This window comes from Chryseobacillus diguaensis (assembly GCF_049220665.1).
GTDB lineage: Bacteria > Bacillota > Bacilli > Bacillales > Bacillaceae > Metabacillus_B.
Genome location: NZ_JBMKNV010000005.1, coordinates 103050 through 129964, shown reverse-complemented (window position 1 = coordinate 129964; position 26915 = coordinate 103050). Strand labels below are relative to the sequence as shown.

Annotated in this window: 30 protein-coding genes and 1 riboswitch; of the genes, 16 read left to right on the top strand and 14 right to left on the bottom strand. The window is 39.6% G+C overall.

Features of this window, described 5'->3' with window-relative positions; all coding sequences use genetic code 11:
- Positions 1 to 219: 219 nt before the first annotated feature.
- Positions 220 to 843: a 3'-5' exonuclease KapD gene (kapD, locus tag ACOT8F_RS10145; protein ID WP_421651687.1), complete on the top strand. Its 624-nt coding sequence runs from the start codon at positions 220 to 222 to the stop codon at positions 841 to 843.
- A 215-nt stretch (positions 844 to 1058) separates the two neighbouring features.
- Here the strand turns inward: kapD and kapB are convergent, their stop codons facing one another.
- Positions 1059 to 1454 carry a kinase-associated lipoprotein KapB gene (gene kapB, locus ACOT8F_RS10140; RefSeq protein ID WP_421651686.1) on the bottom strand — a complete coding sequence of 132 codons (396 nt, stop codon included), beginning with the start codon at positions 1452 to 1454 and terminating at the stop codon, positions 1059 to 1061.
- 55 nt (positions 1455 to 1509) lie between these two features.
- On the opposite strand from kapB, the gene ACOT8F_RS10135 reads away from it, so the two are divergent.
- Positions 1510 to 1779, top strand: coding sequence for a hypothetical protein (locus ACOT8F_RS10135; RefSeq protein ID WP_421651685.1), 270 nt, complete (start codon positions 1510 to 1512; stop codon positions 1777 to 1779).
- Between the two features lie 103 nt (positions 1780 to 1882).
- A complete protein-coding gene (locus ACOT8F_RS10130) occupies positions 1883 to 2449 on the top strand; it encodes a superoxide dismutase family protein (RefSeq protein WP_421651683.1) in 567 nt (188 codons plus the stop codon).
- 65 nt (positions 2450 to 2514) lie between these two features.
- On the opposite strand, the gene ACOT8F_RS10125 is transcribed toward ACOT8F_RS10130, so the two are convergent.
- The 3 genes from ACOT8F_RS10125 to ACOT8F_RS10115 all read right to left on the bottom strand — a co-directional run bounded on the left by ACOT8F_RS10125 (position 2515) and on the right by ACOT8F_RS10115 (position 5736).
- Positions 2515 to 2844, bottom strand: coding sequence for a hypothetical protein (locus ACOT8F_RS10125; protein ID WP_421651682.1), 330 nt, complete (start codon positions 2842 to 2844; stop codon positions 2515 to 2517).
- Positions 2845 to 3049: 205 nt separating this feature from the next.
- Positions 3050 to 4345, bottom strand: coding sequence for an ATP-binding protein (locus tag ACOT8F_RS10120; RefSeq protein ID WP_421651681.1), 1296 nt, complete (start codon positions 4343 to 4345; stop codon positions 3050 to 3052).
- A gap of 218 nt (positions 4346 to 4563) precedes the next feature.
- Complete coding sequence (locus ACOT8F_RS10115) at positions 4564 to 5736, bottom strand: MalY/PatB family protein (protein WP_421651680.1); 1173 nt, start codon at positions 5734 to 5736, stop codon at positions 4564 to 4566.
- A gap of 229 nt (positions 5737 to 5965) precedes the next feature.
- Here ACOT8F_RS10115 and ACOT8F_RS10110 point away from each other — a divergent pair, with 229 nt between their 5' ends.
- Positions 5966 to 6244, top strand: coding sequence for a DUF1871 family protein (locus ACOT8F_RS10110; protein ID WP_421651679.1), 279 nt, complete (start codon positions 5966 to 5968; stop codon positions 6242 to 6244).
- Between the two features lie 65 nt (positions 6245 to 6309).
- On the opposite strand, the gene ACOT8F_RS10105 is transcribed toward ACOT8F_RS10110, so the two are convergent.
- Positions 6310 to 7137, bottom strand: coding sequence for an alpha/beta fold hydrolase (locus tag ACOT8F_RS10105; RefSeq protein WP_421651678.1), 828 nt, complete (start codon positions 7135 to 7137; stop codon positions 6310 to 6312).
- 376 nt (positions 7138 to 7513) lie between these two features.
- Between ACOT8F_RS10105 and ACOT8F_RS10100 the strand changes: the two genes are divergently transcribed.
- The 4 genes from ACOT8F_RS10100 to yugI all read left to right on the top strand — a co-directional run bounded on the left by ACOT8F_RS10100 (position 7514) and on the right by yugI (position 10274).
- A complete protein-coding gene (locus ACOT8F_RS10100; RefSeq protein WP_421651677.1) occupies positions 7514 to 8014 on the top strand; it encodes an Lrp/AsnC family transcriptional regulator in 501 nt (166 codons plus the stop codon).
- Positions 8014 to 9207 carry an aminotransferase gene (locus ACOT8F_RS10095; protein ID WP_421651675.1) on the top strand — a complete coding sequence of 398 codons (1194 nt, stop codon included), beginning with the start codon at positions 8014 to 8016 and terminating at the stop codon, positions 9205 to 9207. The genes ACOT8F_RS10100 and ACOT8F_RS10095 overlap by 1 nt, the downstream gene beginning before the upstream one ends.
- A gap of 175 nt (positions 9208 to 9382) precedes the next feature.
- Entirely contained in the window at positions 9383 to 9625 is a 243-nt protein-coding gene (locus tag ACOT8F_RS10090) for a hypothetical protein (RefSeq protein ID WP_421651673.1), read from the top strand.
- A 265-nt stretch (positions 9626 to 9890) separates the two neighbouring features.
- Positions 9891 to 10274, top strand: a complete 384-nt coding sequence (gene yugI, locus ACOT8F_RS10085) for a S1 domain-containing post-transcriptional regulator GSP13 (RefSeq protein ID WP_421651672.1) — start codon at positions 9891 to 9893, stop codon at positions 10272 to 10274.
- A gap of 52 nt (positions 10275 to 10326) precedes the next feature.
- Here yugI and ACOT8F_RS10080 read toward each other — a convergent pair whose 3' ends face one another.
- Positions 10327 to 10560: a DUF378 domain-containing protein gene (locus ACOT8F_RS10080; protein ID WP_421651670.1), complete on the bottom strand. Its 234-nt coding sequence runs from the start codon at positions 10558 to 10560 to the stop codon at positions 10327 to 10329.
- 193 nt (positions 10561 to 10753) lie between these two features.
- Between ACOT8F_RS10080 and ACOT8F_RS10075 the strand changes: the two genes are divergently transcribed.
- The gene (locus ACOT8F_RS10075; RefSeq protein WP_421651669.1) at positions 10754 to 11917 is read left to right on the top strand and encodes an iron-containing alcohol dehydrogenase; all 1164 of its coding nucleotides are present in this window, start codon (positions 10754 to 10756) and stop codon (positions 11915 to 11917) included.
- A 222-nt stretch (positions 11918 to 12139) separates the two neighbouring features.
- Here ACOT8F_RS10075 and ACOT8F_RS10070 read toward each other — a convergent pair whose 3' ends face one another.
- Positions 12140 to 12655, bottom strand: a complete 516-nt coding sequence (locus ACOT8F_RS10070; protein ID WP_421651668.1) for a GNAT family N-acetyltransferase — start codon at positions 12653 to 12655, stop codon at positions 12140 to 12142.
- A 218-nt stretch (positions 12656 to 12873) separates the two neighbouring features.
- On the opposite strand from ACOT8F_RS10070, the gene ACOT8F_RS10065 reads away from it, so the two are divergent.
- Together ACOT8F_RS10065 and ACOT8F_RS10060 are read left to right on the top strand one after the other, a co-directional pair.
- Positions 12874 to 14226, top strand: coding sequence for a glucose-6-phosphate isomerase (locus ACOT8F_RS10065; RefSeq protein ID WP_421651667.1), 1353 nt, complete (start codon positions 12874 to 12876; stop codon positions 14224 to 14226).
- Positions 14227 to 14581: 355 nt separating this feature from the next.
- Positions 14582 to 14989 carry a YugN-like family protein gene (locus tag ACOT8F_RS10060; RefSeq protein ID WP_421651666.1) on the top strand — a complete coding sequence of 136 codons (408 nt, stop codon included), beginning with the start codon at positions 14582 to 14584 and terminating at the stop codon, positions 14987 to 14989.
- A gap of 47 nt (positions 14990 to 15036) precedes the next feature.
- Here ACOT8F_RS10060 and ACOT8F_RS10055 read toward each other — a convergent pair whose 3' ends face one another.
- Together ACOT8F_RS10055 and ACOT8F_RS10050 are read right to left on the bottom strand one after the other, a co-directional pair.
- Positions 15037 to 16026 (bottom strand): potassium channel family protein, encoded by a 990-nt coding sequence (locus ACOT8F_RS10055; protein WP_421651665.1) that lies wholly within the window; start codon positions 16024 to 16026, stop codon positions 15037 to 15039.
- A gap of 7 nt (positions 16027 to 16033) precedes the next feature.
- Positions 16034 to 16279, bottom strand: a complete 246-nt coding sequence (locus ACOT8F_RS10050; RefSeq protein WP_421651663.1) for a protein mistic — start codon at positions 16277 to 16279, stop codon at positions 16034 to 16036.
- 383 nt (positions 16280 to 16662) lie between these two features.
- Between ACOT8F_RS10050 and ACOT8F_RS10045 the strand changes: the two genes are divergently transcribed.
- The 3 genes from ACOT8F_RS10045 (at position 16663) to ACOT8F_RS10035 (ending at position 18847) form a co-directional block, all read left to right on the top strand.
- Entirely contained in the window at positions 16663 to 17997 is a 1335-nt protein-coding gene (locus tag ACOT8F_RS10045; RefSeq protein WP_421651932.1) for a hemolysin family protein, read from the top strand.
- Positions 17998 to 18137: 140 nt separating this feature from the next.
- The gene (locus tag ACOT8F_RS10040) at positions 18138 to 18527 is read left to right on the top strand and encodes a response regulator (protein WP_421651662.1); all 390 of its coding nucleotides are present in this window, start codon (positions 18138 to 18140) and stop codon (positions 18525 to 18527) included.
- A 74-nt stretch (positions 18528 to 18601) separates the two neighbouring features.
- Positions 18602 to 18847, top strand: coding sequence for a hypothetical protein (locus tag ACOT8F_RS10035; RefSeq protein WP_421651660.1), 246 nt, complete (start codon positions 18602 to 18604; stop codon positions 18845 to 18847).
- 41 nt (positions 18848 to 18888) lie between these two features.
- Here the strand turns inward: ACOT8F_RS10035 and ACOT8F_RS10030 are convergent, their stop codons facing one another.
- On the bottom strand, positions 18889 to 19701 hold the full coding sequence (locus ACOT8F_RS10030) for a protein-glutamine gamma-glutamyltransferase (RefSeq protein ID WP_421651658.1): 813 nt from the start codon (positions 19699 to 19701) through the stop codon (positions 18889 to 18891).
- A 250-nt stretch (positions 19702 to 19951) separates the two neighbouring features.
- On the opposite strand from ACOT8F_RS10030, the gene ACOT8F_RS10025 reads away from it, so the two are divergent.
- The gene (locus ACOT8F_RS10025; protein WP_421651657.1) at positions 19952 to 20293 is read left to right on the top strand and encodes a DUF3243 domain-containing protein; all 342 of its coding nucleotides are present in this window, start codon (positions 19952 to 19954) and stop codon (positions 20291 to 20293) included.
- Positions 20294 to 20596: 303 nt separating this feature from the next.
- Here ACOT8F_RS10025 and ACOT8F_RS10020 read toward each other — a convergent pair whose 3' ends face one another.
- Positions 20597 to 21256 (bottom strand): type 1 glutamine amidotransferase domain-containing protein, encoded by a 660-nt coding sequence (locus tag ACOT8F_RS10020; protein ID WP_421651656.1) that lies wholly within the window; start codon positions 21254 to 21256, stop codon positions 20597 to 20599.
- A gap of 169 nt (positions 21257 to 21425) precedes the next feature.
- Here ACOT8F_RS10020 and ACOT8F_RS10015 point away from each other — a divergent pair, with 169 nt between their 5' ends.
- Positions 21426 to 22115 carry a YetF domain-containing protein gene (locus ACOT8F_RS10015; RefSeq protein ID WP_421651655.1) on the top strand — a complete coding sequence of 230 codons (690 nt, stop codon included), beginning with the start codon at positions 21426 to 21428 and terminating at the stop codon, positions 22113 to 22115.
- Between the two features lie 26 nt (positions 22116 to 22141).
- Here ACOT8F_RS10015 and metE read toward each other — a convergent pair whose 3' ends face one another.
- The 3 genes from metE to ACOT8F_RS10000 form a co-directional block, all read right to left on the bottom strand.
- Positions 22142 to 24388 (bottom strand): 5-methyltetrahydropteroyltriglutamate--homocysteine S-methyltransferase, encoded by a 2247-nt coding sequence (metE, locus tag ACOT8F_RS10010; RefSeq protein ID WP_421651654.1) that lies wholly within the window; start codon positions 24386 to 24388, stop codon positions 22142 to 22144.
- Positions 24389 to 24874: 486 nt separating this feature from the next.
- Positions 24875 to 25102, bottom strand: a riboswitch (cobalamin riboswitch).
- A 193-nt stretch (positions 25103 to 25295) separates the two neighbouring features.
- Positions 25296 to 26453 (bottom strand): MFS transporter, encoded by a 1158-nt coding sequence (locus ACOT8F_RS10005; protein WP_421651653.1) that lies wholly within the window; start codon positions 26451 to 26453, stop codon positions 25296 to 25298.
- 1 nt (position 26454) lies between these two features.
- Complete coding sequence (locus ACOT8F_RS10000; protein WP_421651651.1) at positions 26455 to 26886, bottom strand: MerR family transcriptional regulator; 432 nt, start codon at positions 26884 to 26886, stop codon at positions 26455 to 26457.
- Positions 26887 to 26915: the final 29 nt, after the last annotated feature.

The window sequence follows — 26915 nt, the reverse complement described above, 5'->3', positions numbered from 1 at the left end:
GTGAGCCTAATTTCTTAAATGATCTTTCTAAGCAATGCACCCTGCCTGTATACGAGAAAAAATAGAGACAAACATCACGGTAAAAAGGGTTTGTTTAATAGGCAAAGGCTTATTCAAAAAAATGGACGCAGACAGAGTGATTAATTTTCAAAAAAATACAGTTAAATATGTAAGTCAAATGATATAATGTAATAAAAAGGAAGAGGAAGGAGGGTAAACATGAAGACTGAGTCTCCGCTGGTATTTGTGGATTTCGAATTCACAATGCCTGAGGGAAAAACAACACCTAAAGATTTTTATCCGGAAATCATTGAGGTTGGACTCATCCTTGTACAAAATGGTGAGATCCAGCATCAATTTTCCTCCTATGTTGTTCCGGTTACCCATAAAGTTTTGACAGACCGCTGCAAAACTTTTCTTGGCATCAGCCAAAGTCAGGTAGACGGCGGAATGAGGTTTGAAGAGCTAATTGCCATACTTGGCGATATTGAAAAGGGAGTACCGGGAAAGATCGTAACCTGGGGCAATATGGATATGAGAGTACTTCGGCTGAACTGCGAAAAGAATAATGTGACATTTCCGTTTAGAGGCCAGTTTTTGGATTTGTCTATGGAATATAAAAAGTTTTTCGGAGACCGAAACCAAACCGGTTTGTGGAAAGCGGTTGAGGAATATGGCAACAAAGGGACAGGAAAGCATCACAGAGCATTGGATGATGCACTGACAACGTTCCATATTTACAATCTTGTTGAGAAGGATAAACGTTATCTTGCAAAGCCCACCCCTACCACAATTGGGGACAGGATCGATTTTTCAAAGGTATTAAATAAGTTTGCAACATAGAGCCAAACCACAAATCAAGTGATTTGGCTTATTCTTTATGGTCATGTCAGCAGTTTTGCTAAATAAAACTTTGTCGCTTTTTCATCTAAATAAAAGAATTCAGAAGAAGATACTATCTGAGGAATTTAAGAAAAGATGCCACGAAAGTCTCTTCATTCCTTGATCTAAACACATACGAAAAGCAACAATCTATGCGAACAGCTTTTAGAAAAAACTTAATTCTCTTCGGGAGGAAAATATTCTTTTTGAAGCTGATCCAGATTTTCAAGAGACCGTTTCGCCCATGGACTTGAATCGGCTGATAAAGACTCTGTTAGCTTATGAAGAGACTGCTTCAAGGATTCCTTATAATCAGGGACAACCCCATCAAACGGTTTAATCATATTTTTCGGTACATTCGTTTGTTCGTTGTAAGAGAGAGCTCTTCTCTCATGAAATAAGGGTACTTCTGCTTCTTTAGGTGAATGCAGATCTCCTTGTGCAGGATGCTTTAATACAGCTTTCACCTGCATAAGATAATGCATCGGCTTTTCTGCCGTAATGATGCCGATATACTTTCCTGTTTTGTAGATTCCAGTAACAAGATCCCCGATTTTTATCTTGCTTTCCATTTTAATCTCCTTTATTGACCGTGTATTTTTATTTATTTTAACAGGAAGAATCAGCTTGTGTCATTTTTATGCGAAGATTTTGGACAAGCTGCCGGAAAGGAATGATGAATACATGTCCGCTTGGATATTGGCCATGCTTCTGTATTTCCCCGAAGATAAAAGGGAGTATATCCCAGCAGTGATTACCACTGTTCTTTTTGTGCTTTCCGCATTTGCCGCCTTTCGGCTGATACAGCGCCAGTCAAAGAAGGAACAGAAAAAAACGGAGTGGCTGTACCATCAAGTTAATCTGAAAAAGGAATCCCGCAAACAAGATGAGCACTGAAGAGGTTCAGCTTCAGGGCTTTTTCAATAGAAATCTGATCCTGTGCATAATCCTCTGAGGAATAGAGAAAAATCAGAAGTAGACTGATCTTTCGGAGGATAATATGATAAAAAAACTTCTCCCCATCGCATGTATAGCAGCCGTACTTGGGGGCTGCAGCACAACATCGCCTACAAGAATGAGTACTGAGATGTTTAATACTGATGGAGATTCTCTAGGCACTATCACCATGTCAGAGCAGCCAGAAGGGGTGAAATTTGTAGTGATGCTTGAAGGATTGCCAGCTGGTGAATATGGTCTCCATGTTCATGAAAAACCTTTATGCGAAGCCCCTGACTTTAAGACTGCAGGCGAGCACTATAATCCAGATAAAAAGGATCATGGCCTGCTTAATCCAAAAGGAGCGCATTTAGGTGACTTGCAGAATCTCGTTGCAGACGACAAAGGGATGATACAGGCAGAAATCTTCGGTCCTAAAATGACGTTGAAAAAAGGCTCCAAAAATACCCTTCTTTTCAAAGGGGGGACATCATTGATTATTAATGAAAAAAAGGATGACGGAATGACGCAGCCTGCTGGAAATTCCGGTCCGAGAATTGCTTGCGGTGTCATCACTGAAAAGGAAGCCCAGCGGCAGGATAAAAGAGAAGTTGAAATGAAGAAGGAATAAGAGGGCGCTCTCTAATAGAGAACACCCTCTTACATATTATTGATATATTCATTAGAGACGATGGATTAATCTGAATCAATAATTCTGCCGCAGCCTGCTTCTTCTTTATCAAGCGGAATACCGTAAAAAGTATAAAATTGAACAGTTGTCTGGTAGCATTTTTGTTTATTCTTTTTTATAGCTTGGACATTTACCACATGCTCATTCAGCGTCAAAAACCGCTGCAATGGAGTAAACTCCAGGTTTTTAATCATATCTTCCGCGTTTAAAGCTTCATATCTCATTTCAGGGTTTTTCATATGTTCTATACCGCTGCTTATATGTTCCGGGATAAAGAGAGCTATCGCCAAAGCAAGCAGAATAGGAAAAATACTAATTTTCAGCTGCTTTTTCATTATAATCCTCTCACTTTTTTTGCTGTATTTTGAAGCAAAGTATACACAGGCTTAAATAAAGGCTGTTTTCGCAGAAATTGTTAGTCAGGGCAAAAAGAGTGTGCATGATAATAGGTTTCATCATTTATCTCCAGTTGGCCAGTTCGACATTATTTTAACAAATTAGAAACGACTCCGGCAATCTCATAAGCTCTGGGAAAAGATGTCAATCTTTTGCTTTGCTGTAAATAGGAATAGAGACTGTAGTAGATGTGCCCTTGTTCAGTTCGCTTTGATAGCGGATCGTTCCTTCATGCTGTTCAATGATGGAAAAAGTAACGGTAAGGCCGAGTCCAGTCCCTTTTTCTTTTAATGTAAAATAAGGCTCACCTAGTCTCGCTATCTGTTCACTGGACATGCCAATTCCATTATCAATGATTCTTACCCGAATAAATTCACGGGAAGCATAAGCTTTTATCAGGACTAGACCCTCGGAAAGTGATACTGCCTCAATTGCATTTTTAACAAGATTGAGAAAAACCTGTTTAAGGCGGGAAGCATCTCCCTCTACATAAAGATTTTCTGCAATGTGTGTTTCTATTGTGACTGCCTTATAGTTGGCATAGGAAGTCATAATTTTGCTGACTTCCACAAGCAGTTCAGTCAAGTTCAGCTTTTCTTTTTCAAAATATTGCTGCCTGGCAAGGTTCAAATAGTCAGTAATAATTTCCTGGGCTCTATCAAGCTCTGAAAGGACCAGATCTGTATACTCAATGTTTTTTGGATTGATTTCTTTTGCTTCCTGACCCATCAGCTGGATAAATCCTCTTACAACCGTTAACGGATTTCTGACTTCATGGGCGACACTTGCTGCCAGTTCGCTTGCAATTGCAAGCTTCTCTGACTTTATAATTCTGAGTCTGTATAGTGCGTTCTGACTTATGTATTCAATTGCATAAACCATAATCAATAGCCCAAAGACGAACAGTGACCATTCTTCAAAGAAAATAATCCAGTAATGCTCTGAAAAATTGATTTGTGCTAAACCTGCAAAACCAGTAAAAAACAAAATGATGTGAAAGACCAGAACCTTTACTGTTCCCATTAAAATCGTAAGAAGAAGCTTGCTTGAATATTTCAGCCTCCCCCAATTGCCAGAAAGAAAGATAGGGAGAAGCAGATAGAGCGGCATAGAAAGGACGGTGATCAAAAAGCAGTCGCCCCCGCTGAAAAAAAGCAGGTAAACAAGCAGAATAACAAGCACAGCTATACCGGCAACAGGACCTGCGTACAGGGTTGCCGTAAAAAGCGGAATTAACTGGTAATCGGTCGTTACCATTCCCCAAAGATAAAGGGGGTAGAGTGCGCAAAGGATAGAAGAGAGGCCTGAAAGAATCAAAACAAGCCACTTATTAAGGATAGGGCTAGATTTCATAGGTTTGCTAAGCCAAACAGTCTGATACAAAAAAGCCGGAAAAAGAATGAATGTTATATGCAAGATTAATTCTTTTACAAAATCCATCTTTTTTCACCCATATCCCCTATATGATGGCACCATTATACCACGTTTGAAAACACAAATATCAGAATTTATAGAATATTGGATGAGAAAAGGAAAATTCGTAAGATAATTGGCATTCGCAAGAGAAATTAGTATCAAAGTGTGTATAAAGAATAGTAAAAACAGCTCCCTTCTAGAAATAAAGTGAAGAAGAGAGCTGGCGATATAGTGTTAGATATTCAAGAATTTAAAGCTTTTTCTAATCGAAGAAGCCCCTCATTTAATGTGCTTTTTGGACAGCCAATATTCATTCTGATGAACCCATGTCCGCCATGTCCATATTTTGAACCTGGCTCCAGTGCGATTTTCCCATCATAAAGAAGTTTACGGGTAAGTTCTTGTTCAGTTAAGTTCAATTCCCGGCAGTCAAGCCAGATAAGATAGGAAGCATCAGGGCGAATCACTTTTACATTGGGCAATCTTGCTTCAATGAATGATGTGAGAATATCCGCATTTTCCTCTAAATAAAGGAGAAGCTGTTCCAGCCATTGATCCCCTTGTTCGTAGGCAGCCTTCATTGCAGTAATTCCCAATGCATTTAATCCGCCTATCCCCTGCTGCTGCTGAACGGTTGTGATTTTTTCCCTTAATTCTTTATTTTCCGCGATAATGGCAGAAGCCTGAAGCCCTGCAAGATTGAAGGTTTTACTTGGCGCAATGCAGGTAATGCACTGGTTTGAAAAGGAATTCCCCAAAGAAGCAAACGGAACATGGATCTTTCCCCTAAGCATTAAATCTGAATGAATTTCATCTGAAACAATGATCACTTCATATTTAATGCACAGATCCCCAATTTTTTGAAGCTCTTCTTTCGTCCAGGCTCTGCCGCTTGGATTGTGAGGATTACATAACAGCATCATTTTAACGTCCGGCATTGATAGCTTTTGTTCGAGGTCCCGAAAATCTATTTGGTAGCGGTTATCATGAAGGTAAAGAGGACTATTTTCAACTTTCCGGCCATTTTTTTCAATCATGCTAAAGAAAGGAGTATAAACAGGAGATTGAAGCAGGACCTTATCTCCTTTATTTGTTAATGCTTGAATGGCCGTGCTAAGTGCTGTCACAACACCTGGGCTGAATAAAATGTCTGCCTCGCTTGAGATTTCCCAGTGATGTTTTCTTTTCACCCATTTCATTATGGCCTCTTTCGTATCAAGCCGGGGAAAAGTATAACCAAAAACCCCGTGTCTGACTCTTTCAAGAAGTGCCTCAGTAACTTCCTTTGGCGCTTCAAAGTCCATATCTGCTACCCACATGGGCAGTACATCGTTTGTGCCGAATACTTCCTTTGTACGATCCCACTTGACGGAACTGGTTTCCGTCCTCGTAATGAGCTTCTCAAAAATTTCCATTGTTGCGTCACCTCACCTAATAGCTTACACTTTATATCAATCGTACATGTGCTAAAATAAATTTGCAAAAAGGCTGTTTTCGCATAGATTGCCGCTATCCGTAAAAACTTTTATCACGCAATCAGACTGGCTTCGGGGCATCTTTTATTTAAAGTTCCTGCGAAATCAGGGGCTATGTAAAAGGAATTTAGAGGAATAAGCAGCAAAGTTTAAGGAGCCTTGCAAAAAGATGAAACAGGTGATGGAAATGGAAACACAAGCTGCGAATGAGCAAATGATGGAATTACTCCTGCAGTGGGATCCGCTAGAATATGGCGAAGGGTCATATGATACAGAAGCAGTTGATGTGATTGGGGCTGTTCATGTGATGGATCATCCTGGACCGCTTGCAGAGAAAATCCAAAAAATATATGAATTTTCTTTTGAAGAATGGATTCCTAAGAAGGAATGCCAGGTAATGGCCAATAAATTGCTGATTATCAAAAATCAGGCTTCCTGCGAATTATAGAATACTTGCCGTAAAAAAGTCTGCATTCCTTTTGGAGTGCAGACTTTTTACGTTTTTTTATGCATTTAGGCGTGACAGAAATCAACGATTTTTTCCGTTACATGCATCGGTCTTTCTTCAGGTACAAGATGGCCTGTTTGCTTCAAACTGAAGAATGCTGCATTTGGCAAATCCTGGCTTAGCCGTCTTCCGATTTCAACAGGTACGATTTTATCTTCCTCTCCCCATATGAGAAGAGCGGGTACTTCGATTTTTTTCAATTCTTCTTGTGATAGATCGCCTTCTCTGTCTCTAATCATCCTTGCCAGAGCCATAAAAATGCTGTCATCCATAAAAGGCTGAAGATAGCCATCGATCATTTCCTGATCAATCAAAGAGCGGTCATAGACGACATTGCAAAGATTTTTCCATACTCCCTGGCTTGTAAGCCAATGCTTGATGCATAAATAAAAATAGGGAACATAGGAGCCGAATACCAGATATGGCTGCAATCTCTTCATATAACTGGAACTGCACAACAAGACAACTCTTTGAAACATGTCCGGCCGTTCCTTTGTAGCATAAAGAGAAATTTGGCCACCCATTGAATGTCCGACAAGTATCGCATTACGAACCTGCAGCTTCTCAAGGAGTTCTATGACAATTCTGGCCATGTTCCGATACGAATGGACAAAGGTTCGAGATTTTTCGGTTTTTCCAAAGGGAGGAAGATCAATTGCGATGAGCCGATAATCCTCCTTCAGCAAAGGAATGAGTCTGCGGTAGCTGAAGGTGGATGAAAGAAATCCATGAATTAATACCATGGTCGGCTTTGAAGGATCTTTTTCATACAGTTCATAATGAATTTTAATGCCTTGAATGTTTACTGTTGATTGGTATACGTCATTTTGCATCCTAAATCACTCCAGCAATCGGAATTCAATTATCTTATTGACATCTATTCGTCCGTGATATGAAAAACTGCCCGTCAGAAACAGTCAAATTAAGATATTTTTCAATATTTTTACCCTAAAAAACAAAATCACTCATGTAAAATCTACCCGAAAATCCAGTTTAAAAAACTGAAAATTCAGTACTTATTCCTGTAAAGCGTGATATAATTGTCAAAGATTAAGGCTCTTTTCTTAAACGTTTTTTCCATCCATTTAAATGAATATAGACGTTTTTAAGACCATACGAATAGCAGCAATCTTTGTGAAAACACCCAAAATGAAAAGGCTCCAATCCGTAAAACCACTATTGGAACAAGAAAAAATGGGAGGGATTACCTTGAAATTGAATAGTAAAGAAACAGAACTGCTGGAAATCCTAAAAACTAACAGCCGCTTATCAACAGAGGCACTAGCCAAAATGGCTGATATCCCGCTTGAAGAAACGGTAGCCATCTTAGAAAAACTTGAAAAAGAAAAGATTATTGTTGATTATTCCGCAACCATTGACTGGCGCAAGGTAGAGGGCCATGAAACGGTAACGGCAATGATAGATGTAAAGGTTACTCCAAAAAGAGGTGTAGGCTTTGACGAGATTGCGGAACGAATTTACCGCTTTAAAGAAGTTGAATCTGTTTACTTGATGTCTGGAGCTTATGATCTTTCCGTTGTAATCCAGGGGCGTTCTATGTCGGAAGTTGCTCATTTTGTTTCAGAAAAGCTTTCAACACTTGATTCGGTATTATCCACGACGACCCATTTTATCCTGAAAAAATATAAGCATGACGGGAAACTATTTGGTCCTGAGGAAGAGGACAAACGCATGCTGGTGACCCCATAATGGATTGTTCCAGGTACATATCTCATACAGTATCCTCTCTAAAACCATCAGGTATACGGAAATTTTTCGATCTTGCTGCAAGCATGGATGGGGTTATTTCACTTGGCGTCGGTGAACCGGATTTTGTGACTTCCTGGAATGTGCGTGAGGCCTGCATATTGTCTTTAGAAAGAGGCTATACCGCTTATACGGCGAATGCCGGCCTGATGGAACTAAGAGAGGAGATCAGCCATTACCTTGCTAAGAAATTTCACCTTTCTTATTCTCCAGACGAGGAGATCCTGGTTACTGTCGGTGCAAGCCAGGCGCTTGATCTTGCCCTCAGAGCCATCATCAATCCAGGGGATGAGGTATTAATTGCAGAGCCTGCATTTGTGGCATATGGCCCTCTTGCCGCCTTGGCAGGAGGAAAGCCTGTGCCATTGTCTGTTACAGAAAGCAGCGGATTTCGGCTGACTGCTGAACTGATCGAGAAGGCTGTTACAAGAAAAACAAAAGCCATTGTGATCTGCTCCCCGAGCAATCCGACAGGATCAGTTATTTCTAAACAGGAGCTTGAAGCAATTTCTAAAGTCATTCAAAAGCATGATTTAATTGCGATATCAGATGAAATCTATGCAGAGCTTACATATGATCAGGAATACACGAGTCTTGGCGCGATTGAGAGCATGAGGGAAAGGACCATTTTAATATCAGGATTTTCAAAAGGGTTTGCCATGACTGGATGGAGAATCGGCTATGCAGCAGCTCCTGCAGGCTTCCTTGAGCACATGCTGAAAATTCATCAATATGCGATGATGTGTGCTCCTACTATGTCTCAATACGCAGCTCTTGAAGCAATTCGAAATGGAAATGAAGAAACAGAAGAAATGAAGAAGGATTATAAACGGAGGCGAAATTATTTTGTAAAGTCTCTGAATGAGATTGGTTTGCCATGCCATATGCCAGGAGGTGCCTTTTATGCGTTTCCTTCAATAAAATATACCGGATTGTCTTCTGAGGAATTTGCAGAAGAGCTGTTAATTGAGGAAAAGGTAGCTGTCGTGCCAGGGAATGTATTTGGTGAATCAGGTGAAGGCTATGTACGCTGTTCGTATGCCTCATCCATGAGCCAGCTGCAGGAAGCGCTGAACCGGATGGATGCTTTTGTTAAGCGGAGAAAAAATATGAGGGCAAGGGCCGTGAATCAATAAAGGCTCTTTTCTTTTTCATCAAAGATAAATTTAGAAAAAGAATGCATCTGCTTCTGTAATAAAATAAAAAAAGGGACAAAGCAGCGTAAGCTTTGTCCTCAATAAAAAGGGGGGAATACTAGAAAGCCTTTGTTGCTTATTGTATTCCCCCTTCATTTAGGATCGAAACCTCCAAATGAATCTTTTTTTATTATTTTTTTTGCCTTCTAAATCTCATTTGGATTCAGCTGCTCTATCTATAGGCAACAAAAATTATCAGTCGATCGCTTTGGCCTTTTTAGCAGGCGGGGTGGTTGCAATCGGGAGTATGATTGGCAGTCTTTATTTGAAGGTTTTTCACTTTGGGCATTTTATACCAGACATCTTGATGCTGGGCTGTTTTTTAGCAGGACTTGCCATTACACTGCTTTGGCTTTAGCATGCCATGTACTTGACCTTTCCTGTAAGATCAGCTGATACTAAATATGAGTTTATAACTTAAAACTTAACAGCTTTCACAAAATTTCCAGTTTTATGAATGATAAGCTTTCAAGCTAGCCTCTTTATCCTTTTCTAAAGTGATGACTTTAGATGACTTTTGGCAAAAATCATTTTTTAATTTTCTTTGATTAAATTCCAAAGTTGTGATATCATTTTATATTGCGTATATAAACGAGAATTATTAACTAAATAGGAGTGTTTTCATGACTACGAAATTCGAAACAGGAAATGTTTATACAGGAAAAGTTACCGGTATTCAGCCATACGGAGCTTTCGTTGCACTAGATGAGGAAACTCAAGGGCTGGTTCATATTTCTGAAATTCAGCACGGTTTTGTAAAAGACATCAATGAGCATTTGAAGGTTGGAGATGAAGTTCAAGTAAAACTTCTTTCGATCGACGAAGCAGCTGGAAAAATGAGTCTTTCCATTCGTGCAACCCAAGAAGCGCCAGAACGTCCGGAGCCTAAAAAAGCACCGAAAAAAAGACAAGCTACTACAACAGTAAAAACTTCTTCAGCTCCTCAAGAAGGCTTCAATACACTTAAGGATAAGCTTCAAGAGTGGATTGAACAATCTAAAAAATAATACCAAAAAGGCATCGGGTAACCGATGCCTTTTTTTTGTTGAAAACGATTTTTTATCGAGTTTCGGGTTTTGGTTCGGTACGGCCAAGTTCTTCTGCTGGCTTGAAAAGGATAGCAAGGTTGATCAGACCGGCAATTCCCACAAGACCATAAATGATCCGGGAAAGCGGTGCAGCTTGTCCGCCGAAAATTGCAGCAATAAGGTCAAAGCGGAAGAAACCGATTAGGCCCCAGTTGATAGCTCCAATTATAGTAAGTACTAGTGCAATACGCTGTAATGCGCTCATCTTTGTAACCTCCTTCGATATGTTGATACATTCATATCGTGCGGAGTTTCAAAAAAATTATGCATAGGCTCATGTATTGAGCCGGGGCTTTAAAAAATATATCGGGTGATAATGGTACATATTATGAGAGCGCATTTCTTTACAACAAAAAGATGAAGGAGTCATAATACACTATAGGAGGCGATTAATAATAATGGAAAACTTTACATACAAAAACCCTACAAAGCTTATTTTTGGTAAAGGTCAGGTAAAAGAGATTAAAAATGAAGTGCCGCAATACGGCAAGAAAGTGCTCATTACTTACGGCGGCGGAAGCATTAAGCGAAACGGCCTTTATGACCAAGTAATCTCTCTTTTAGAAGAGATCGGGTTAGAGGTTTCTGAGCTATCCGGTATTGAGCCTAATCCGCGTTTGACCACTGTTAAAAAAGGCGTGGAAATCTGTAAAAATGAAAATATTGATTTCATCCTTGCAGTTGGCGGCGGCAGTGTTATTGACTGTACAAAAGCCATTGCAGCAGGTGCGAAATATGATGGAGACGCTTGGGATATTGTAACAAAAAAACACATGCCGTCAGATGCCCTTCCTTTCGGAACTGTACTGACTCTTGCAGCAACAGGTTCAGAAATGAACTCCGGCTCTGTTATCACTAACTGGGAAACGCAAGAAAAATACGGATGGGGAAGCCCTCTAACATTCCCTAAATTCTCTATTCTTGATCCGGAAAATACGTTTACTGTACCGAAGGACCAAACGATTTATGGCATGGTTGACATGATGTCTCATGTATTTGAATCCTATTTCCGCAATACGCCTAATGCTCTTTTGCAGGACCGTATGTGTGAATCTGTATTGAAAACAGTAGTCGAAACAGCTCCAAAGCTAATCGAAGATCTTGAAAACTACGAGCTCCGTGAAACCATTCTATACAGCGGAACAATTGCATTAAACGGAATTCTGCAAATGGGTGCAAGAGGTGACTGGGCTACTCATAATATCGAACATGCTGTTTCAGCTGTATATGATATCCCTCATGCAGGCGGCTTGGCAATTCTGTTCCCGAACTGGATGGAGCATAATCTTGATGTAAATGTTGACCGATTTAAACAGCTTGCTGTCCGTGTATTCGAAGTAAGCGAAGAAGGGAAATCTGATCGCGAAGTAGCTCTTGAGGGCATTGAAAAACTTCGTGAATTCTGGAGCAGCCTTGGAGCTCCTTCACGTCTAGCTGACTATGACATCACCGAAGAAAACATTGACTTGATGGCAGACAAAGCAATGGCTAACGGAGAATTTGGCAACTTCAAGAAATTGCAAAAACAGGATGTTGTTGATATCCTTCAAGCATCTCTATAATAGCTGAATAGACCGGATTACAGCCGCTTAATGATTTCATTTTAGCGGCTTTTTTTACTAAGGCTCTTTTCTAAGTGAACATTGACCAAAAATACAGTTGCAAATTTTTAAGAAAAGAGGCAACGAAGCGAATCACTATGCGTGGTCTAAGACTATACGAATAGCAACAATCTTTGCAAAAACAGCCTTTACTTATAAGTGGTGGAAAAGCCTGCCATCCAGCTAGTCCTTCTTTAAAAACATTCCCATGTTAATTAAGTCGGCATATGTACCGTCAACATACTTAATATCCTTCAGCAGTCTTCCTTCTTCCCGAAAACCAAGCTTTTGATAAAGACGCCGTGCAATAATATTGTTTGAAAAGACTTCAAGATTGATCTTTTCAAGACCTGGCTGTTTCTCTGCCCAGCTGATCATCTCATTCATAAGCAGAGAACCAATCCCTTTGCCATGATGGCTTTTCTTCACTGAAATACCAAACGAGCATGTATGCCGCTTGCGAATGCGGCGATGGCGGTTAACGCTTAAAAGGCCGACAAGGCTTCTTCCGGAGAAAGCCAGTAAAATAATTCCTCCATCCTCATAAGTCTGCCTTGTCCAGAATTCTTCATCTTCTATGGAATTCAAATATTCCTTTGAGGTTGAAATCATATAGGGTGTTTCATCAAGTATTTTTTTAGTGTATTTTAATATGGCATATGAATCGGCAGGTGTTGCTTGGCGGATGCTGATTTTCATCTTTCCCTCCGGTTTAGCAGGTAATATTTCATCTTCTTTATATAAATGTAACAGTTTTCAATTATTTGTTAAATGCTGTTTTCGTAAAGAATTTTTATTCTCATGGTTTGTTTCAAAACAAACTTTTTAAATGGGTTTCCAAGCTGCTTGATTTAAGAATGGACATTGGGTAAAGTGAAAGTGGCAGGAAAAATAAGATGATTTGGAGGAAAAACGTTATGACTCATATCCGTTTTGATTATTCCAATGCGCTATCCTTTTTTGGCCAGCATGAAATTACATACCTGAGTGACTTTGTAAAAGCTGCACATCATACTATCCATGAAAAAACTGGTGCAGGAAATGACTTTTTAGGATGGGTGGATCTTCCGTCTGCTTATGATAAAGAGGAATTTTCCCGCATTCAAAAATGCTCAGAGAAGATTAAATCTGATTCAGATATTCTTCTTGTTATTGGCATCGGTGGTTCTTATCTTGGTGCACGGGCTGCGATTGAATTTTTAAATCATTCATTCTACAATATCCTTACAAAAGAAGACCGCAAAACTCCTCAAGTCATCTTTGCCGGAAATAATATCAGCTCCACTTATATGAAGGACCTTATGGACCTTCTGAAAAACAAAGATTTCTCCATCAATGTTATTTCAAAATCAGGAACAACAACTGAACCAGCCCTTGCTTTCCGAATTTTTCGCAAGTTATTATTGGAAAAATATGGAAAGGATGAAGCGAAGGGGCGTATTTATGCCACAACGGATAAAGCACGCGGTGCACTGAAAACAGTAGCTGATGAAGAAGGTTATGAAAGCTTTATTATCCCTGATGATATAGGCGGCCGTTATTCAGTGTTGACTGCTGTAGGGCTTCTCCCAATTGCCGTTTCAGGAGCCAATATAGAGGAAATGATGAAAGGTGCTGCAGAGGCAAGCAAAGACTTTGCAAACCCTGATCTTGAGGCCAATCCTGCGTATCAATATGCTGTTGTACGAAAAGCCCTGTATAACAAAGGGAAAACAATTGAAATGCTGATCAATTATGAACCTGGACTGCAATATTTCTCTGAATGGTGGAAGCAGCTATTTGGTGAAAGTGAAGGGAAAGATCAGAAAGGTATTTTCCCTTCTTCAGCAAACTTCTCGACAGATTTGCACTCACTAGGACAATATATTCAAGAAGGCCGGCGTGACTTATTTGAAACTGTTATTTCTGTTGAACATTCAAGACATGAAATCATCATCGAAGAAGAGCAAAATGATCTGGACGGATTAAACTATCTTGCAGGCAAAAACGTCGATTTTGTTAATAAAAAGGCATTCCAAGGGACCCTTCTTGCTCATACAGACGGCGGGGTACCAAATCTTACCGTAACTATTCCAGATCAAAATGAATATACATTCGGCTATTTGGTTTATTTCTTTGAAAAAGCCTGTGCAATGAGCGGCTATTTACTTGGTGTAAATCCATTTGACCAGCCAGGTGTTGAAGCTTATAAAGTGAACATGTTTGCTTTATTAGGAAAGCCTGGATTTGAAGAAAAGAAAGCAGAACTTGAAAAACGCTTAAACAAATAAGGATAAAATAGTTTCGGCCTGCATTTTTAAAAATGCAGGCCGAACCCTTTTATGAAGCCGGATTATCATCCATGATGCTCCCTTGATCGATAATATTTAATGCGGTTTTTACCAGGATCCCTATATCCCCCACTTATTTGTTGCCCGATAGAGCTTGCAATAATAATGGAGGCAAATAGAAGGGCTAGTTTCTTCAAAATAAAACTTCTTTCTATGCTGAATAAGAAAAAATTAATAATTCCATTGTACTCTATTTCTAAAAAAATTTGAAGAAAGCCCCTGGCAAATTTGCCAGGCATTTTTTATCGTTAATTTCTATGAGGTGGACATCCTAGAAGAAAAAGGGGGTTATGCTGTGTTAGAGGTGCCGTCAAGGCTCGAAAACAGAACATTCAAATTGCATTTTCTGGAAGAAGAGCTGCAGCCGCTAGATTATATCATTGGCGGAAACTGGGAGTACGATAAAGGGTCTTTCGATTACAAAATAGATGATGAAGATGGTTTTCAATATTTACGTCTTCCTTTTACAGCAGTAGATGGAGAACTTGATACTCCGCATACTACTGTGAGGCTTGGAACCCCTTTTATGCTTTCCCATCAATACAAAAAAGGATTAGATGATCATTCGAACATTGGAAATGTCAGTGCCACGTTCAATCAATTTGCAGAGCCGCACGACAAGGATTCCACCATTCCAGAAAAGTACCATTCCATCGGCAGAGAGCTTGTAGATGAATTGGAAAAGGTTTTGCTTGTTGATTGAGTTTGTTTTACTATGAAGCAGCACATAATTTAAGAAAAGTACATTTATTAATGAACAAATAAAATTAGTTTTTCGTTTTCAATAAATCGATAGTCTGGAGATGGATTCAGAATTGATTCATTTCCTTTTTTTACGCCAAGCAGAATTTTTTCCTGTCTGAGAAAATGGGCACTAGCTTCCATGAATGTCCAACCGGATATCTCCTTTGAGGAGATAATTTCAATATGATTCCCTGTGGCAGGGTTGAGTTTTTCAAAAATATCGGCAAGACCCTCTTTTGAAAAAAGGCTGTTCATCATAAGGTGGCTTGTGACTTCAAAAGTGCGAATAATTTCATCGGCTCCAGCTCGTTTAGCATTGTTTATATACTGTTCATTTAATATTTCTACTATGGTATATAAATCAGGATTCAACCCTTTAACAGCCAAAAGGATCAAAACTGATTGCATGTCCGAATCTGTTTCAGTTTTATGCTGATCTGCGGTAATGATGACGCCTTCAGCCCGATCAATGTTTGCTTTGATAAGCACTGCATCCTCTGCAGGATTACCTTTAATAAAATGAATGTTTTCCTGCAGAGGTGCTTCAAATAAACTTTGGTCAATGAGAACAACCTTTTTGTCAGGCTTCATTTTTTTCATAGTGTTAATCATTTCTCTCGCTTTGGCATTCCAGCCAATCACAATGAGATGTCCTTCGCTCTTGCAAGACAGCTGTCCTCTTGTATATAAGTGCTGCCTCTGAATGGCAGCAGCAGATAAATTGGCAAAATAAGCAGTCAAAAAACCAGCTCCTAATAGGATGAGTATGATCCCGACTATTCTGCCTGCAACAGTGACAGGGACGAGATCGCCAAAACCGACTGTAGAGATTGTGACAACGGCCCACCAAATCCCATCAAATAGCGAAGGGAATTTCTCAGGCTCCGCGATTGTGATCAGATAACCAAATAGGAGTATAATAAATACGACTAAGAAGGCAATGCGAATAAATATGGGGAGCTTTAGCCACATGTAAAAAAGCTTGTTTGGTTTCATCTGCCATTCAGTCCTTTTGTTCTCCAAAGAAGGAAAGCAATTCTTTTACAATTGTATTGATTTTCTCAGAAACTTTTTCCCTGCCGATAGAAGCGATCGCCTTTTCAATCAGCTTAATCGTCTCTTCTGAAAAATCTACAGGCGGCAAGTCTTCCTCTGAATCATTGTAAAGCTGAATAAACACATCCAAACCATCGTTCATCTTATCAATGGCTGTGCTTAATGCATCTTTTTCTTCTTTTGAAACTTTCATTTCTTCACCCGCCAAAGGTTCCTTTGCTTTTACCTAGTATGTGCCAATACGTATGGCGGTATTTGCTCTTTTTTGCAAAAAAGGAAAAATTATACGGGGGAGAGATAGAAGCACATTGCAAAAACTGTGTGTATCTATAACCCGGTTGTTTTTCTTAAAGTGCATTGAAAAAGAACAAATTCTAAAAAAGAACTGAAATATAGGCTAATAAGGTTTATCATTGGACGTCAAAGTAAAAAGAATAGAGAGTCCTTAGAAACCCTAATAAGGTATTTTGATTTTCATGCGGCAATTATTAACATTATATGAATCGTTTATCAGGTATCCCGGAACTAGCTTCCGATAAGGAGGTGACCCTTCTTCTTATGGAAGAAGGACAATCATTGATCATATTTAATGCCTTTATGGTTTTTTTATTAATCGCGCTTACCGCCTACTTTGTTTCCATTGAATTTGCCATTGTGAAGGTCCGCAAGTCAAGGCTGGATCAGCTTGCGGAAGAAGGAAATGGCAAGGCGGCCGGTGCAAGAAAGGTCGTAACGAACCTGGATGAATATCTGTCAGCGTGCCAGCTCGGTATCACCATTACAGCTCTTGGGCTTGGCTGGCTAGGGGAGCCGACCGTACAGGTTGTCCTGCATCCTTTGATAATTAAGCTTGGTATCAACGAATCCCTGACAGCTATTATCTCCTTCGTCCTTTCATTTTTAATTATTACGTATCTAAATGTGGTTATTGGAGAATTGGCTCCAAAAACCATTTCCATCCAGAAAGCAGAAGCAATCAGTTTGGCACTTACGCCTTCCCTGATCTGGTTCCACATGATTGCATACCCTTTTATTAAAATTCTGAACGGGTCGGCTAGGCTTATCGTAAAAATGGTGGGACTCGAGCCAGCATCAGAAAGTGATGTTGCCCATAGTGAAGAGGAGCTTCGCATCATCCTTTCAGAAAGCTATGAAAAAGGCGAGATCAATCAGGCGGAGTATCGGTATGTGAATAAAATATTCGAATTCGACAACAGGCTGGCGAAAGAAATTATGGTACCAAGGACAGAGATGGTTACTGTTGCTCTGGAAGATACCCTTGATGAAAATCTAAACGTTATGAAAAATGAGCGTTACACCCGTTATCCAGTTCAGGATGGAGATAAGGATAATATCATCGGGGTCGTCAACGTAAAAGAAGTATTTCAAGCTCTCTATGAAAACAAGGATCTTAAAGGAATTGTAGATATAACAGAACTGATGAGGCCTGTTATTATGGTTATTGAAACAGTCTACATTCATGATCTGCTGATCAGAATGCAAAAGGAAAGGATTCATATAGCGATCCTTGTAGATGAATATGGCGGCACAGCAGGTCTTGTAACAGTAGAAGACATTCTTGAAGAAATTGTAGGAGAAATTCAAGATGAGTTTGATACAGATGAGCTTCCGTACATACAAAAAATGACGGATTGGAGATATATGGTAGATGGGAAAGCACTAATCGATGAAATCAATGATATCTTAAATCTTGAAATTGAATCAGAAGATATGGATACCATCGGAGGTTGGATTCTTTCTCAAAACCTTGATATCAAAAAAGGGGAAAGCATTATCCAAGAAGGCTGTCAGTTTAAGATTATGGATATTGAAGGGCATCACATCAGATCAATCGAAATCATTAAAAGGGAACCTGTTAAACCAGCCATTGAAGAAAGCGAAGGCTCATAGCTTTCGCTTTTTTTGCTGTTTCAAAGCTTGGAGAAGGCAGTGCATTTACAGCAAAGTTTCCGCTTGTCCTAAGCTCAAATGATTCAGATAAAGAGGAAAAGGAAGATGCATTCTCCGGAAAAAGAACGAATGTCATCATTGTGAAAGATGATCTGAATCTAGCCAATTTACTGAAGACTGAGCTTGAGGAGAGCCAATTTGGCGTAAAAATTTATACTAGCGGAAAAGCAGCTCTTGAACAGATTCAAGAAGAGCATCCCGAAGCAGTGGTACTGGATATTATGCTCGATGACCCAGCTTTTAGCGGCTGGGATCTGCTGACTCAATTAAAAGAAGACATGGCTTTTTCACAGCTCCCCATCTTTATTTCCTCAGCTCTGGATGAAAAGGAAAAGGGAATGGCACTTGGAGCGAATGATTATTTGGTTAAACCGTATCAGCCAAGCATGCTATCCAAGCTGATTCTTCAAACCCTTTTGCAAAAAAACTGGCATGGACAAATTCTTATACCAGTTGAATATAAAGAATGATTTCCTCAATCATAATTAGCCCATTATTACTTGTATTTTCCTTAGAATCTATTAAACTGTAAGTGGTGATGATTATGGAAATCATTGATTTCTCCTATAAAAAAAGGGGTAGAGTAGAATTTGTTTTTTCAACGTTTCCCCATTCTAAAGCCTTGCTTTGTCCCATAAAAAATTACTTTTTTGTTCGAAATGTCAAATGGGATGAACGGGATCCAGTTGTTACAAAGGGAGATCTGGAAGCCATGGAGTGGCTGGCTAACAAGCACTTTGGCAGAGAAAGCTGGTATAAAAAACGCAAAATATTTACCTCTTCGCAATGAGCGAAGAGGTTTTTTTTGTTTCAGCACTCTGGAGAATTGGACTAATACACAGCCGTATTTGAACCGATTTTTGAGACGACTGCACTTTTTTCAAGGAAAACCAACCGTCTATTTATTTTTTGAAAATAAGATAGGTATTTATAATCTGGTTTTGTTACTTGTGAAAATAAATACGCTGTTTGAGTTGCATGAGGCCTTCTTAATGAATTCAGTTGTTTAATAATTCCTTGAGCATTCCGAATGCCGATCCCATGCCCGTAATATTGGCCGCCGCTGAGATCAATCACATTTTCTCCGCGCCATTGAGGTGTCTCTGGATTAAAATCCGGATTGTTGAAATAGAGGACATCTCCAGGGAGGAAGTTATTGCCTCTGGAGGTGTGGATGCCTAAATCATCATCACTATGCCAGTCATAAAGCACAAGCCCTTCAAAAAGCCTGTTAAATTGTGACTCGTCAATGCTATCAAGAGCAGCCTTGTAAAAAATAATGACCATAGCGGTTGCACACTCAAAAGCGTATAAGGATCCGTTCTTGAAAATGTCACGAATACCCTGGGAAGGGAGGAACCCTCTTTTTAAAACAAATGCCCCTTGAGGAGTTGTGGTCCAATATTTTTTATTGGAAACAGAATTTTCAAAGATCTCAAATTGAATGCCGCTTTTGAAAAGGTCCTTTGCAGCACGGACGATTCGCTCCCTCATGTCGAGTTCAAAAATGAGCTGCTCTATAGAATCATAAGAATATAATTCTTCATACTGGTTCATCTTTCTGAGAGTTTCCCGTTGAAGATTTGTATTTGCTGCAGATTTAATCTGGTCATAACTTTGCAGCACTTTGTTAATCAATATCATGACTTGCCCGCCTCCCAAAATAAGTGGATAGGCATTTGCCTAAGCGTTTCCTTCATTACGATATGCTTATTATGAAAGAAGTGATACTAATCCCTGGTTTTAATCCGCATTTAAGGATGAAAAAGCAGCAAACGTTAAGAAAAGATTTATTTTCTGGGCTTCTCTGGAGCTTAATTATGAGTTTAAGGGATGTTTTTTTAGGCTATTAACATACTAAGGAAAAGAACGATTTGTAGGAGGAATGAAGAAGATGAGTGAAGAAAAACATATGGTGAATCGTCAAGGCAAAGTAAACCCTCTTGAAGTAGATGATGTGCTGAATCGGATAGATCATGAAAAAGCGGATGAAATACTTTCCAGCTTTGAGCATTTTAAAAAATATCTAGCGGGAAAGATTGAAGTGGGAAAAAAACTCGGATTAGGCAATGAGCAGCTTGCCATGACTGCTGAAAAAATTGCAGGGTATCTCGCTGAAAACATTGAACCGAAAAATCGGGAAGAATATGTACTGAAGGAGCTTTGGAAAGCCGGTGATCAAGAACAGCAGCATCACTTGGCCCATATGCTTATTAATATGGTAACATCTGAATAAATAGTTAAGGGCGCTTCATTGAGGCGTTCTTTTTTTGTGCGTTTTCCTCACATTCAGCAGATGTTCTGTTAAATAAGAACTACAAAAAAAACAAAAAAATTTCAAAAAAGTGATCCAAAATATTTTTCCCTTCGTTGTATTTAATGAAGGCTCATTCTTAAACATTGTTGCTTTCTCTTCTAGATTAGATGATCAGCTACAAATTATGCGAAAACAGGACGATCTGGGGAAAAAATAAAAGACAGATAAAAAAAAGAGGGAGGAAACCAATAAAAGCTTTCCTCCTTCTTAAAATTATTTGCATTAGCCGTTTAAAGCATCAGCAAAAGACTCTGCAGCTGATTGGCTGGATTGCGGGTTTTGCCCTGTTATAAAGCGTCCGTCTGCTACGACATGATCTGAATAGGCTGCAGCCCCTTCAAATTTCGCTCCCTGCGCTCTTAAAAGGGATTCAAGCAAAAACGGCATCATCGGAGCAAGCCCTGTTTGCTGCTCTTCTTCGTTCGTAAATCCCGTCATATTTACACCGTCTACAAGCCATTTTCCATTTGATAGCTTCGTATTCACAAAGCCAGCTGGTCCATGGCAGACAGCTCCAATCACTTTATTGTTCTCAGCGAAATGCTTTAATGCATTTTTCAGCGGCTGATTGTCCGGTAAGTCGAACATGGTACCATGTCCACCTGGCAGGAATATGCCATTAAAATCATTCACATTTATCGTGGAAAGAACCTCTGTATTTTGCAGAACACCAATAGCTTCATCAAAATCATCTGGAATATTATCCTCCACACTGTTTTGATCAATAGGGATTTTTCCGCCTTCAGGGCTTGCAGCCGTTACTGCAAAACCTCTTTTTTTGAATTCATTATAAGGCTCTGCAAATTCTGAAAGCCAAAGGCCTGTTTCATGCTTTTCATCAATCTTACTTGCATTGGTTAATACCATTAAGACTTTTTTCAAGAGTGATGCCTCCTATTTCTTTAACGTTATATTAGCTTTTAGCCTTTTTCTCAAAAAGTAAACTTCTATTGCATAATTAATTTTAAGATAAGCATTTTCGACAACCTGAATGAGAAGGGAACTGCTTGAAAAAACTAAAGTCAATAATCTGATAAAAAAGAGGAACCTGATGGAACATCTTATTACAACTCTCGTAAGAACGCTGCTTGGTTTTTTTATATTGCTTCTGTTAACCAGAATCCTTGGCAAAAAGCAGCTAAGCCAGATGACCATGTTTACTTACATTACAGGCATTGCCCTTGGAAATATTGCAGGGGATATGGTCGTTCACAGAGACATCCGCATTTTAGATGGAGTGATGGGGCTCTTGCTTTGGACACTGCTTGCTATAGGTGTAGAGTTTCTATCGTTAAAGTCCGCAAAGGCAAGAATTATTCTTGATGGAGAGCCCACCATTATTATTAAAAATGGAAAATTGGTTGAAAAAGCCCTCCATTCCAACCGCATGAATGTTGACGATTTAACCATGCTTTTAAGAGATAAAGGCATTTTTGCTATGCAGCATGTCGACTACGCAATTCTTGAACCGAATGGGATGCTGAGTGTATTAAAAAAAATAGAGCATGAGAATGCTTCAAAACAAGATGTAAACGTGACGGTTAAAAGAAAGTTTCTCCCGGCAGAGCTTATATCAGATGGAAAACTTGTCAGGAAGAATTTAAAGGAAACCTCTGTCACAGAAGAATGGCTCCAAAAACAGCTTTTGAAAAATGGAATCCTCCATTATTCAGATGTGTTTTATGCTGAAATCCAAGAAGATGGCGGTTTGTATATACAGAAGCATGAAAAGAAAAGCTGACTTCCATGGGAAGCCAGCCCTTTGGATCATAGCTTAAGTGCCAGCTCATCTCTGACTGACTGGGCAGCCTCTGTCATATGTTTCAGTGAGCGGATCACTTCTTCTTCTGTTCTAGTCTTTAAACCGCAGTCAGGGTTCACCCAAAACCGTTCTGCCGGCAAAACCTTCAGGCAGTTTTTTATCACAGCTGTCATTTCCTGTACGGAAGGAATTCTCGGACTATGAATGTCATATACTCCTAGTCCTATATCCTTGCTGTAATGAAAATCATGAAAAGCTTTTAATATTTCTCCTCCTCCCCTTGATGCTTCAATTGAGATGACATCAGCATCCATTTCAGAAATTGCTTCAATAATTTCGTTAAACTCGCTATAGCACATATGTGTATGAATTTGCGTAGTGTTCTGCACCTTAGAATGAGTAAGTCTAAAAGCATTTACGGCGTTCTTTAAATATGCCTCCTGCTTATGTTTTTTTAGTGGAAGACCCTCTCTAAAAGCAGGTTCATCGATTTGGATAATACCGATGCCTGCTTGTTCAAGAGCCATGACTTCTTTTTCAATGGCAAGTCCGATTTGCTGCAGGAGCTCCTCGTTTGCTAAATCGGTTCTTAGAAATGACCAATTAAGGATGGTAACGGGACCTGTAAGCATTCCCTTTACAGTCTTATCTGTAAGAGAGCTTGCAAAGCTAAGAATATCCACTGTCATCGGTTCTGCCCACTCTGCGTTTCCATAAATAATAGGAGGCTTTACCCCGCGGGAGCCATAGGATTGGACCCATCCAAAAGAAGTGAAGGCAAAGCCGCTCAGGCTTTCCCCAAAGAACTCTACCATATCATTTCTCTCAAATTCACCATGCACGAGTACATCAAGACCAAGTTCTTCCTGAGTGGCAATCCATCTGGCCGTCTCTTCCCTAATAAAAGCATCATACTCTTCTTTGGTTATTTCATTTTTTCGAAATTGGCGGCGCATGTTTCTGACTTTTTTAGTTTGAGGAAAGCTTCCAATGGTTGTAGTCGGAAGGATCGGCAGGGCAAGCTTTTGATCTTGCGCTTTTGCTCTTTCGGAAAATGGAGCCATTCTTCTTGCAGGCAGGAGCGATTCAGGATGATCGCTGCTTTTCTGTCTGTAAATATTCAATTTGTCAGATAAAGTATCCCACTCTAGAATCTCTATTTTCAGAGAGGGATTATTTTCAGATTCCGCAAGCGCAGCACACTCTTTTAATTTTTCTTCAGCAAAAGAAAGATTTTCTTTTAAGCCAACTGGCAGATTTTCTTCGTGCGTGAGTGATTCGGGAACATGAATAAGACTGCAGGAAGGCTGAATCCAGAGTTCCTTTGGCTTTATTTCAGAAGTGATGAAATAAAGAAGGTCCAGTGATTCCTTTCCTTTTATCCGCCATATATTCCTGCCGTCAATCAATCCAGCTCCGAGCCATTTATCGGCTGGAAATCCGTGTTTTTTAATCAAATCGACAGTGCTGCCTCTTGTAAAATCAAGACCATACCCCTGCACAGGAAGGGTGATGAAATCTTGATAAGATGACGGTTCTTCAAAATAGGTTTGCACCATTATGCCAATGGATTTAAGAGAACGGGTCAGTTCAGCATAAAATCGGTGAATGGAAGGATAATCCTTTTCGGCATCGTCCAGCACAAATGCTGGCTCGTCAAGCTGGATCACGTCTGCGCCGTGTTCTTCCAGCTCATGTATGCACTGGTTATAAAGGGGAAGTAAATGATTCAAAGCTACTTCAAGCGATGAAACACCTTTAGAAAGCTTGATAAAAGTATAGGGTCCGATCATAACTGGCTTTGCATTTGTTATTTCCTTTGCTTCAAGAAAGTCATAGAGCGGTTTATTGTAAACAAGCTCAGGGTGAGTATCCTCCCATTCCGGTACAAGGTAATGATAATTCGTGTCAAACCATTTCGTCATCGCACACGCTGTTGCCTGTTCACTTCCTCTTGCCATTGAAAAATAATTTTTAAGGCTGGAATGATCGGTAAGCCTATGTCTTTTTGGAATGATATTGAACATAAAGGCAGTATCCAGCATTTGATCATAAAAAGTGAAATCTCCTGACGGAACAAGAGAGATTCCAGCTTCTTTTTGCTTCATAATATTAGCGAGACGGAGCTCCTTCATTTTTTCTCTGAATTTTATTTCAGACAATTCATTCTTCCAAAACGCCTCCAAGCATTTTTTCCATTCTCTTGTAGCCCAAAGTCTTGGATAGCCTTGATTACTGCTAATAATTTTCAATTTGCAAAACTCCTTCATATTATCAAGTAGTCATTTTATATAGGCCTTTTTCTTAAGTCTCTTTTCTTAAACTTTGTTGCTCATGACCCTATATTTAGTCCACAAACCATATCTATAAGGCAAGAATTTTAAGAATAGATGCCCCGAAGCTAGACTAAATGCGTGATATCAGCTTTTACGAATAGCAACAATCTCTGCGAAAACAGCCTTTCTTAAACTTTGTTGCTGCACACTCTAAATTTCTTTCATAAGGCCCTGGATAAGGCAGCAACTTAAAGAATAGATGCCCCGAAGCTAATCCCAATGCGTCTTCGGAACTTAGATGAATAGCAGCAATCATTTGTGAAAACAGCCTTTATAGACAAAATAAAAAGCACACTTCCGAAACGAAGTGTGCTAAACGATCAAAAGTAAAAAGGCAAAGAAATGCCTTGAAAAAGCTAAACCTCATGACCGCTTTCGCATCTCACCCCCCGAAGATCTGAAAACTTGGCGGGAAAGCAGGCAGGTCTCCTGGCTTGTGCTTCATCTTCCTCAAATACCTTCCCGTGAAAAAAATTTCACAGTGGCTTACTTTCAAAAGCTTCTCATCCAAAGATAAAAAGATTTGCATTGTTTGATTCATTTGCACTTACAGTTGCGGGGACAGCTCCGGATTTTAAACGGATTCCCTTTTAAGCCGGCATTGCCGGCACCTGACTTTCCTCTGGCAATTTGAAATTGTTAGTTAATGTTATAGCATATAATCTTATTTCAGGCAACTTTTTATATGAATATTCGGAATTTTGATGAAGGGCAAAATAATAAAAACTAAGTTAAAGCTATTCGTGGATTTTTATTGATGCGGGAAAATCACGGCCTAATCATTAATAGGAGACTTGATTTTAAAATCAAGTCCCCTTTCCTTTTACTGTTGAATAATTTCTTGATCGGCTGGTTCTTTAACTGTTGATCGAATCATGAAAAAGGCAACAACAGAAAGAACAGCTGCCATAAGAAATGGCGCTTTTGAAGAAACAGATTGTCCAATAACCCCTGAAAGAACAGGAGCGATGGCTGCTCCAAGCCAGCGGAGGAAGTTATATCCGCCTGAAGTGATGCTTCTTTCAAAAGGAGCTTCCATTACATGGCTTGTGAACAAGGCGTTATTTAAACCGGATGCAAGACCGGAAAGAATAATCAGGACAACCATTACAGGAGTAGATGGAATGAAGAACATGAATACAAGGAAAAGGATAAAGGCTGCCAAACTGAAAGGCAAAATTTGCTTGGCCGTCCATTTCTTTTCAAGCTGATGCGAAAGAATAGCAGAACCATAAGCAAGACATAAGCCCCACCCGAAAAATACTAAACCAATTTGAATTGTGCTTAAGCTTACAACTAGTGGAGAATAAGCTAGTACAACGAAGAAACCGTAATAATAAAACATGCCCCCGAGTGCTGTTTTTAAAAAAGGTTTAAACGCAAACAGCTTGCCCATTTCCTTTAAACCGGCTGCTTTTCGAGGTTTGCTTTTTCCAGGGTCTTTAATAAAGAAAAGGACCAGTATGAAGGCTAGAAAAATTAAAGCACTTGTTGCTATAAACGGATATCTCCATGAGCTTCCCCCAAGAACACCGCCCACAAGTGGACCTCCTGCCATACCAAGGCCGATTGCCGCTTCATACATTCCAACAGCAACATGTGCCTGTGGAGTTAAAGTGATCAGAAGAGTCATGGCTGTTGCAAAGAACATGGAATTCCCGAGTCCCCATCCAGCACGGAATAAAGACAGTTCAGTGATTCCATTTGAAAAACCGCAAATAAGGGCAAATACCGTTACAATCGCAAGGCCGATAGTCATCATGCGTTTATCACCATAACGGCTTGCGAAAATTCCTGCAGGAATCATCATGATGGCCATTGTCAGGATGTAAGCTGTAAACAGCATTTCTACCTGCCAATGTTTAGCGCCGATTTGTTCAGCTATCGCAGGAAGAATCGGATCCACTACACCTATGCCCATGAATGCTAAAAACGTTGCAAAAACTGTAATGTATCTGGCAAGTGTCTGGTTTTGTTCCATTTTAATCTTTCTCCTCTTCTATAATATATTGCTGCACCCGGCTTGATAGTGACTGCAGATCCTCTTTGAAATGAAGCATTTTAGTGATTTTATGATCAATCATCCCTATCTGTGTCTCAATGCCCAGATAAATCTTTTTTAACTCTGACTTTTCAGTGATAGAAAGGGAGCCGGGTTTTTCAGTTGAATTTTGGTAGTAGTCAACAGTGTCATGCAGGTCTAAAAACTGCTGTAGCTCTTGAAGGGAGAAGCCCAATATTTCTTTTGCAAGTATGACTTTTTTTAAACGGTCAATGTCTTCTCCGGAATAAAGTCTTGTGCCGCCCTCTGACCGTTCTGGAGTATGAATAAGTCCAATTTGTTCATAATAACGGATGGCTCTTTTTGTTAATCCAGTTTCTTTCGCTACATCATCTATTTTTAATAAACTCACAGCAAATCACCTCATAATACTCTCTAATT

What these genes read in the sequence shown, in the direction of transcription:
- ACOT8F_RS10025 (WP_421651657.1), top strand. Translation starts at nt 19,952, where the DNA reads ATGAGTGAAGAAAAACATATGGTGAATCGTCAAGGCAAAGTAAACCCT.
- ACOT8F_RS10115 (WP_421651680.1), bottom strand. Translation starts at nt 5,736, where the DNA reads ATGGAAATTTTTGAGAAGCTCATTACGAGGACGGAAACCAGTTCCGTC.
- ACOT8F_RS10065 (WP_421651667.1), top strand. Translation starts at nt 12,874, where the DNA reads ATGACTCATATCCGTTTTGATTATTCCAATGCGCTATCCTTTTTTGGC.
- ACOT8F_RS10080 (WP_421651670.1), bottom strand. Translation starts at nt 10,560, where the DNA reads ATGAGCGCATTACAGCGTATTGCACTAGTACTTACTATAATTGGAGCT.
- ACOT8F_RS10095 (WP_421651675.1), top strand. Translation starts at nt 8,014, where the DNA reads ATGGATTGTTCCAGGTACATATCTCATACAGTATCCTCTCTAAAACCA.
- ACOT8F_RS10005 (WP_421651653.1), bottom strand. Translation starts at nt 26,453, where the DNA reads ATGGAACAAAACCAGACACTTGCCAGATACATTACAGTTTTTGCAACG.
- ACOT8F_RS10035 (WP_421651660.1), top strand. Translation starts at nt 18,602, where the DNA reads ATGGAAATCATTGATTTCTCCTATAAAAAAAGGGGTAGAGTAGAATTT.
- ACOT8F_RS10125 (WP_421651682.1), bottom strand. Translation starts at nt 2,844, where the DNA reads ATGAAAAAGCAGCTGAAAATTAGTATTTTTCCTATTCTGCTTGCTTTG.
- ACOT8F_RS10130 (WP_421651683.1), top strand. Translation starts at nt 1,883, where the DNA reads ATGATAAAAAAACTTCTCCCCATCGCATGTATAGCAGCCGTACTTGGG.
- kapB (WP_421651686.1), bottom strand. Translation starts at nt 1,454, where the DNA reads ATGGAAAGCAAGATAAAAATCGGGGATCTTGTTACTGGAATCTACAAA.
- ACOT8F_RS10120 (WP_421651681.1), bottom strand. Translation starts at nt 4,345, where the DNA reads ATGGATTTTGTAAAAGAATTAATCTTGCATATAACATTCATTCTTTTT.
- ACOT8F_RS10105 (WP_421651678.1), bottom strand. Translation starts at nt 7,137, where the DNA reads ATGCAAAATGACGTATACCAATCAACAGTAAACATTCAAGGCATTAAA.
- ACOT8F_RS10110 (WP_421651679.1), top strand. Translation starts at nt 5,966, where the DNA reads ATGAAACAGGTGATGGAAATGGAAACACAAGCTGCGAATGAGCAAATG.
- ACOT8F_RS10030 (WP_421651658.1), bottom strand. Translation starts at nt 19,701, where the DNA reads ATGATATTGATTAACAAAGTGCTGCAAAGTTATGACCAGATTAAATCT.
- yugI (WP_421651672.1), top strand. Translation starts at nt 9,891, where the DNA reads ATGACTACGAAATTCGAAACAGGAAATGTTTATACAGGAAAAGTTACC.
- ACOT8F_RS10055 (WP_421651665.1), bottom strand. Translation starts at nt 16,026, where the DNA reads ATGAAACCAAACAAGCTTTTTTACATGTGGCTAAAGCTCCCCATATTT.
- ACOT8F_RS10090 (WP_421651673.1), top strand. Translation starts at nt 9,383, where the DNA reads ATGAATCTTTTTTTATTATTTTTTTTGCCTTCTAAATCTCATTTGGAT.
- ACOT8F_RS10015 (WP_421651655.1), top strand. Translation starts at nt 21,426, where the DNA reads ATGGAACATCTTATTACAACTCTCGTAAGAACGCTGCTTGGTTTTTTT.
- ACOT8F_RS10050 (WP_421651663.1), bottom strand. Translation starts at nt 16,279, where the DNA reads ATGAAAGTTTCAAAAGAAGAAAAAGATGCATTAAGCACAGCCATTGAT.
- kapD (WP_421651687.1), top strand. Translation starts at nt 220, where the DNA reads ATGAAGACTGAGTCTCCGCTGGTATTTGTGGATTTCGAATTCACAATG.
- ACOT8F_RS10075 (WP_421651669.1), top strand. Translation starts at nt 10,754, where the DNA reads ATGGAAAACTTTACATACAAAAACCCTACAAAGCTTATTTTTGGTAAA.
- ACOT8F_RS10070 (WP_421651668.1), bottom strand. Translation starts at nt 12,655, where the DNA reads ATGAAAATCAGCATCCGCCAAGCAACACCTGCCGATTCATATGCCATA.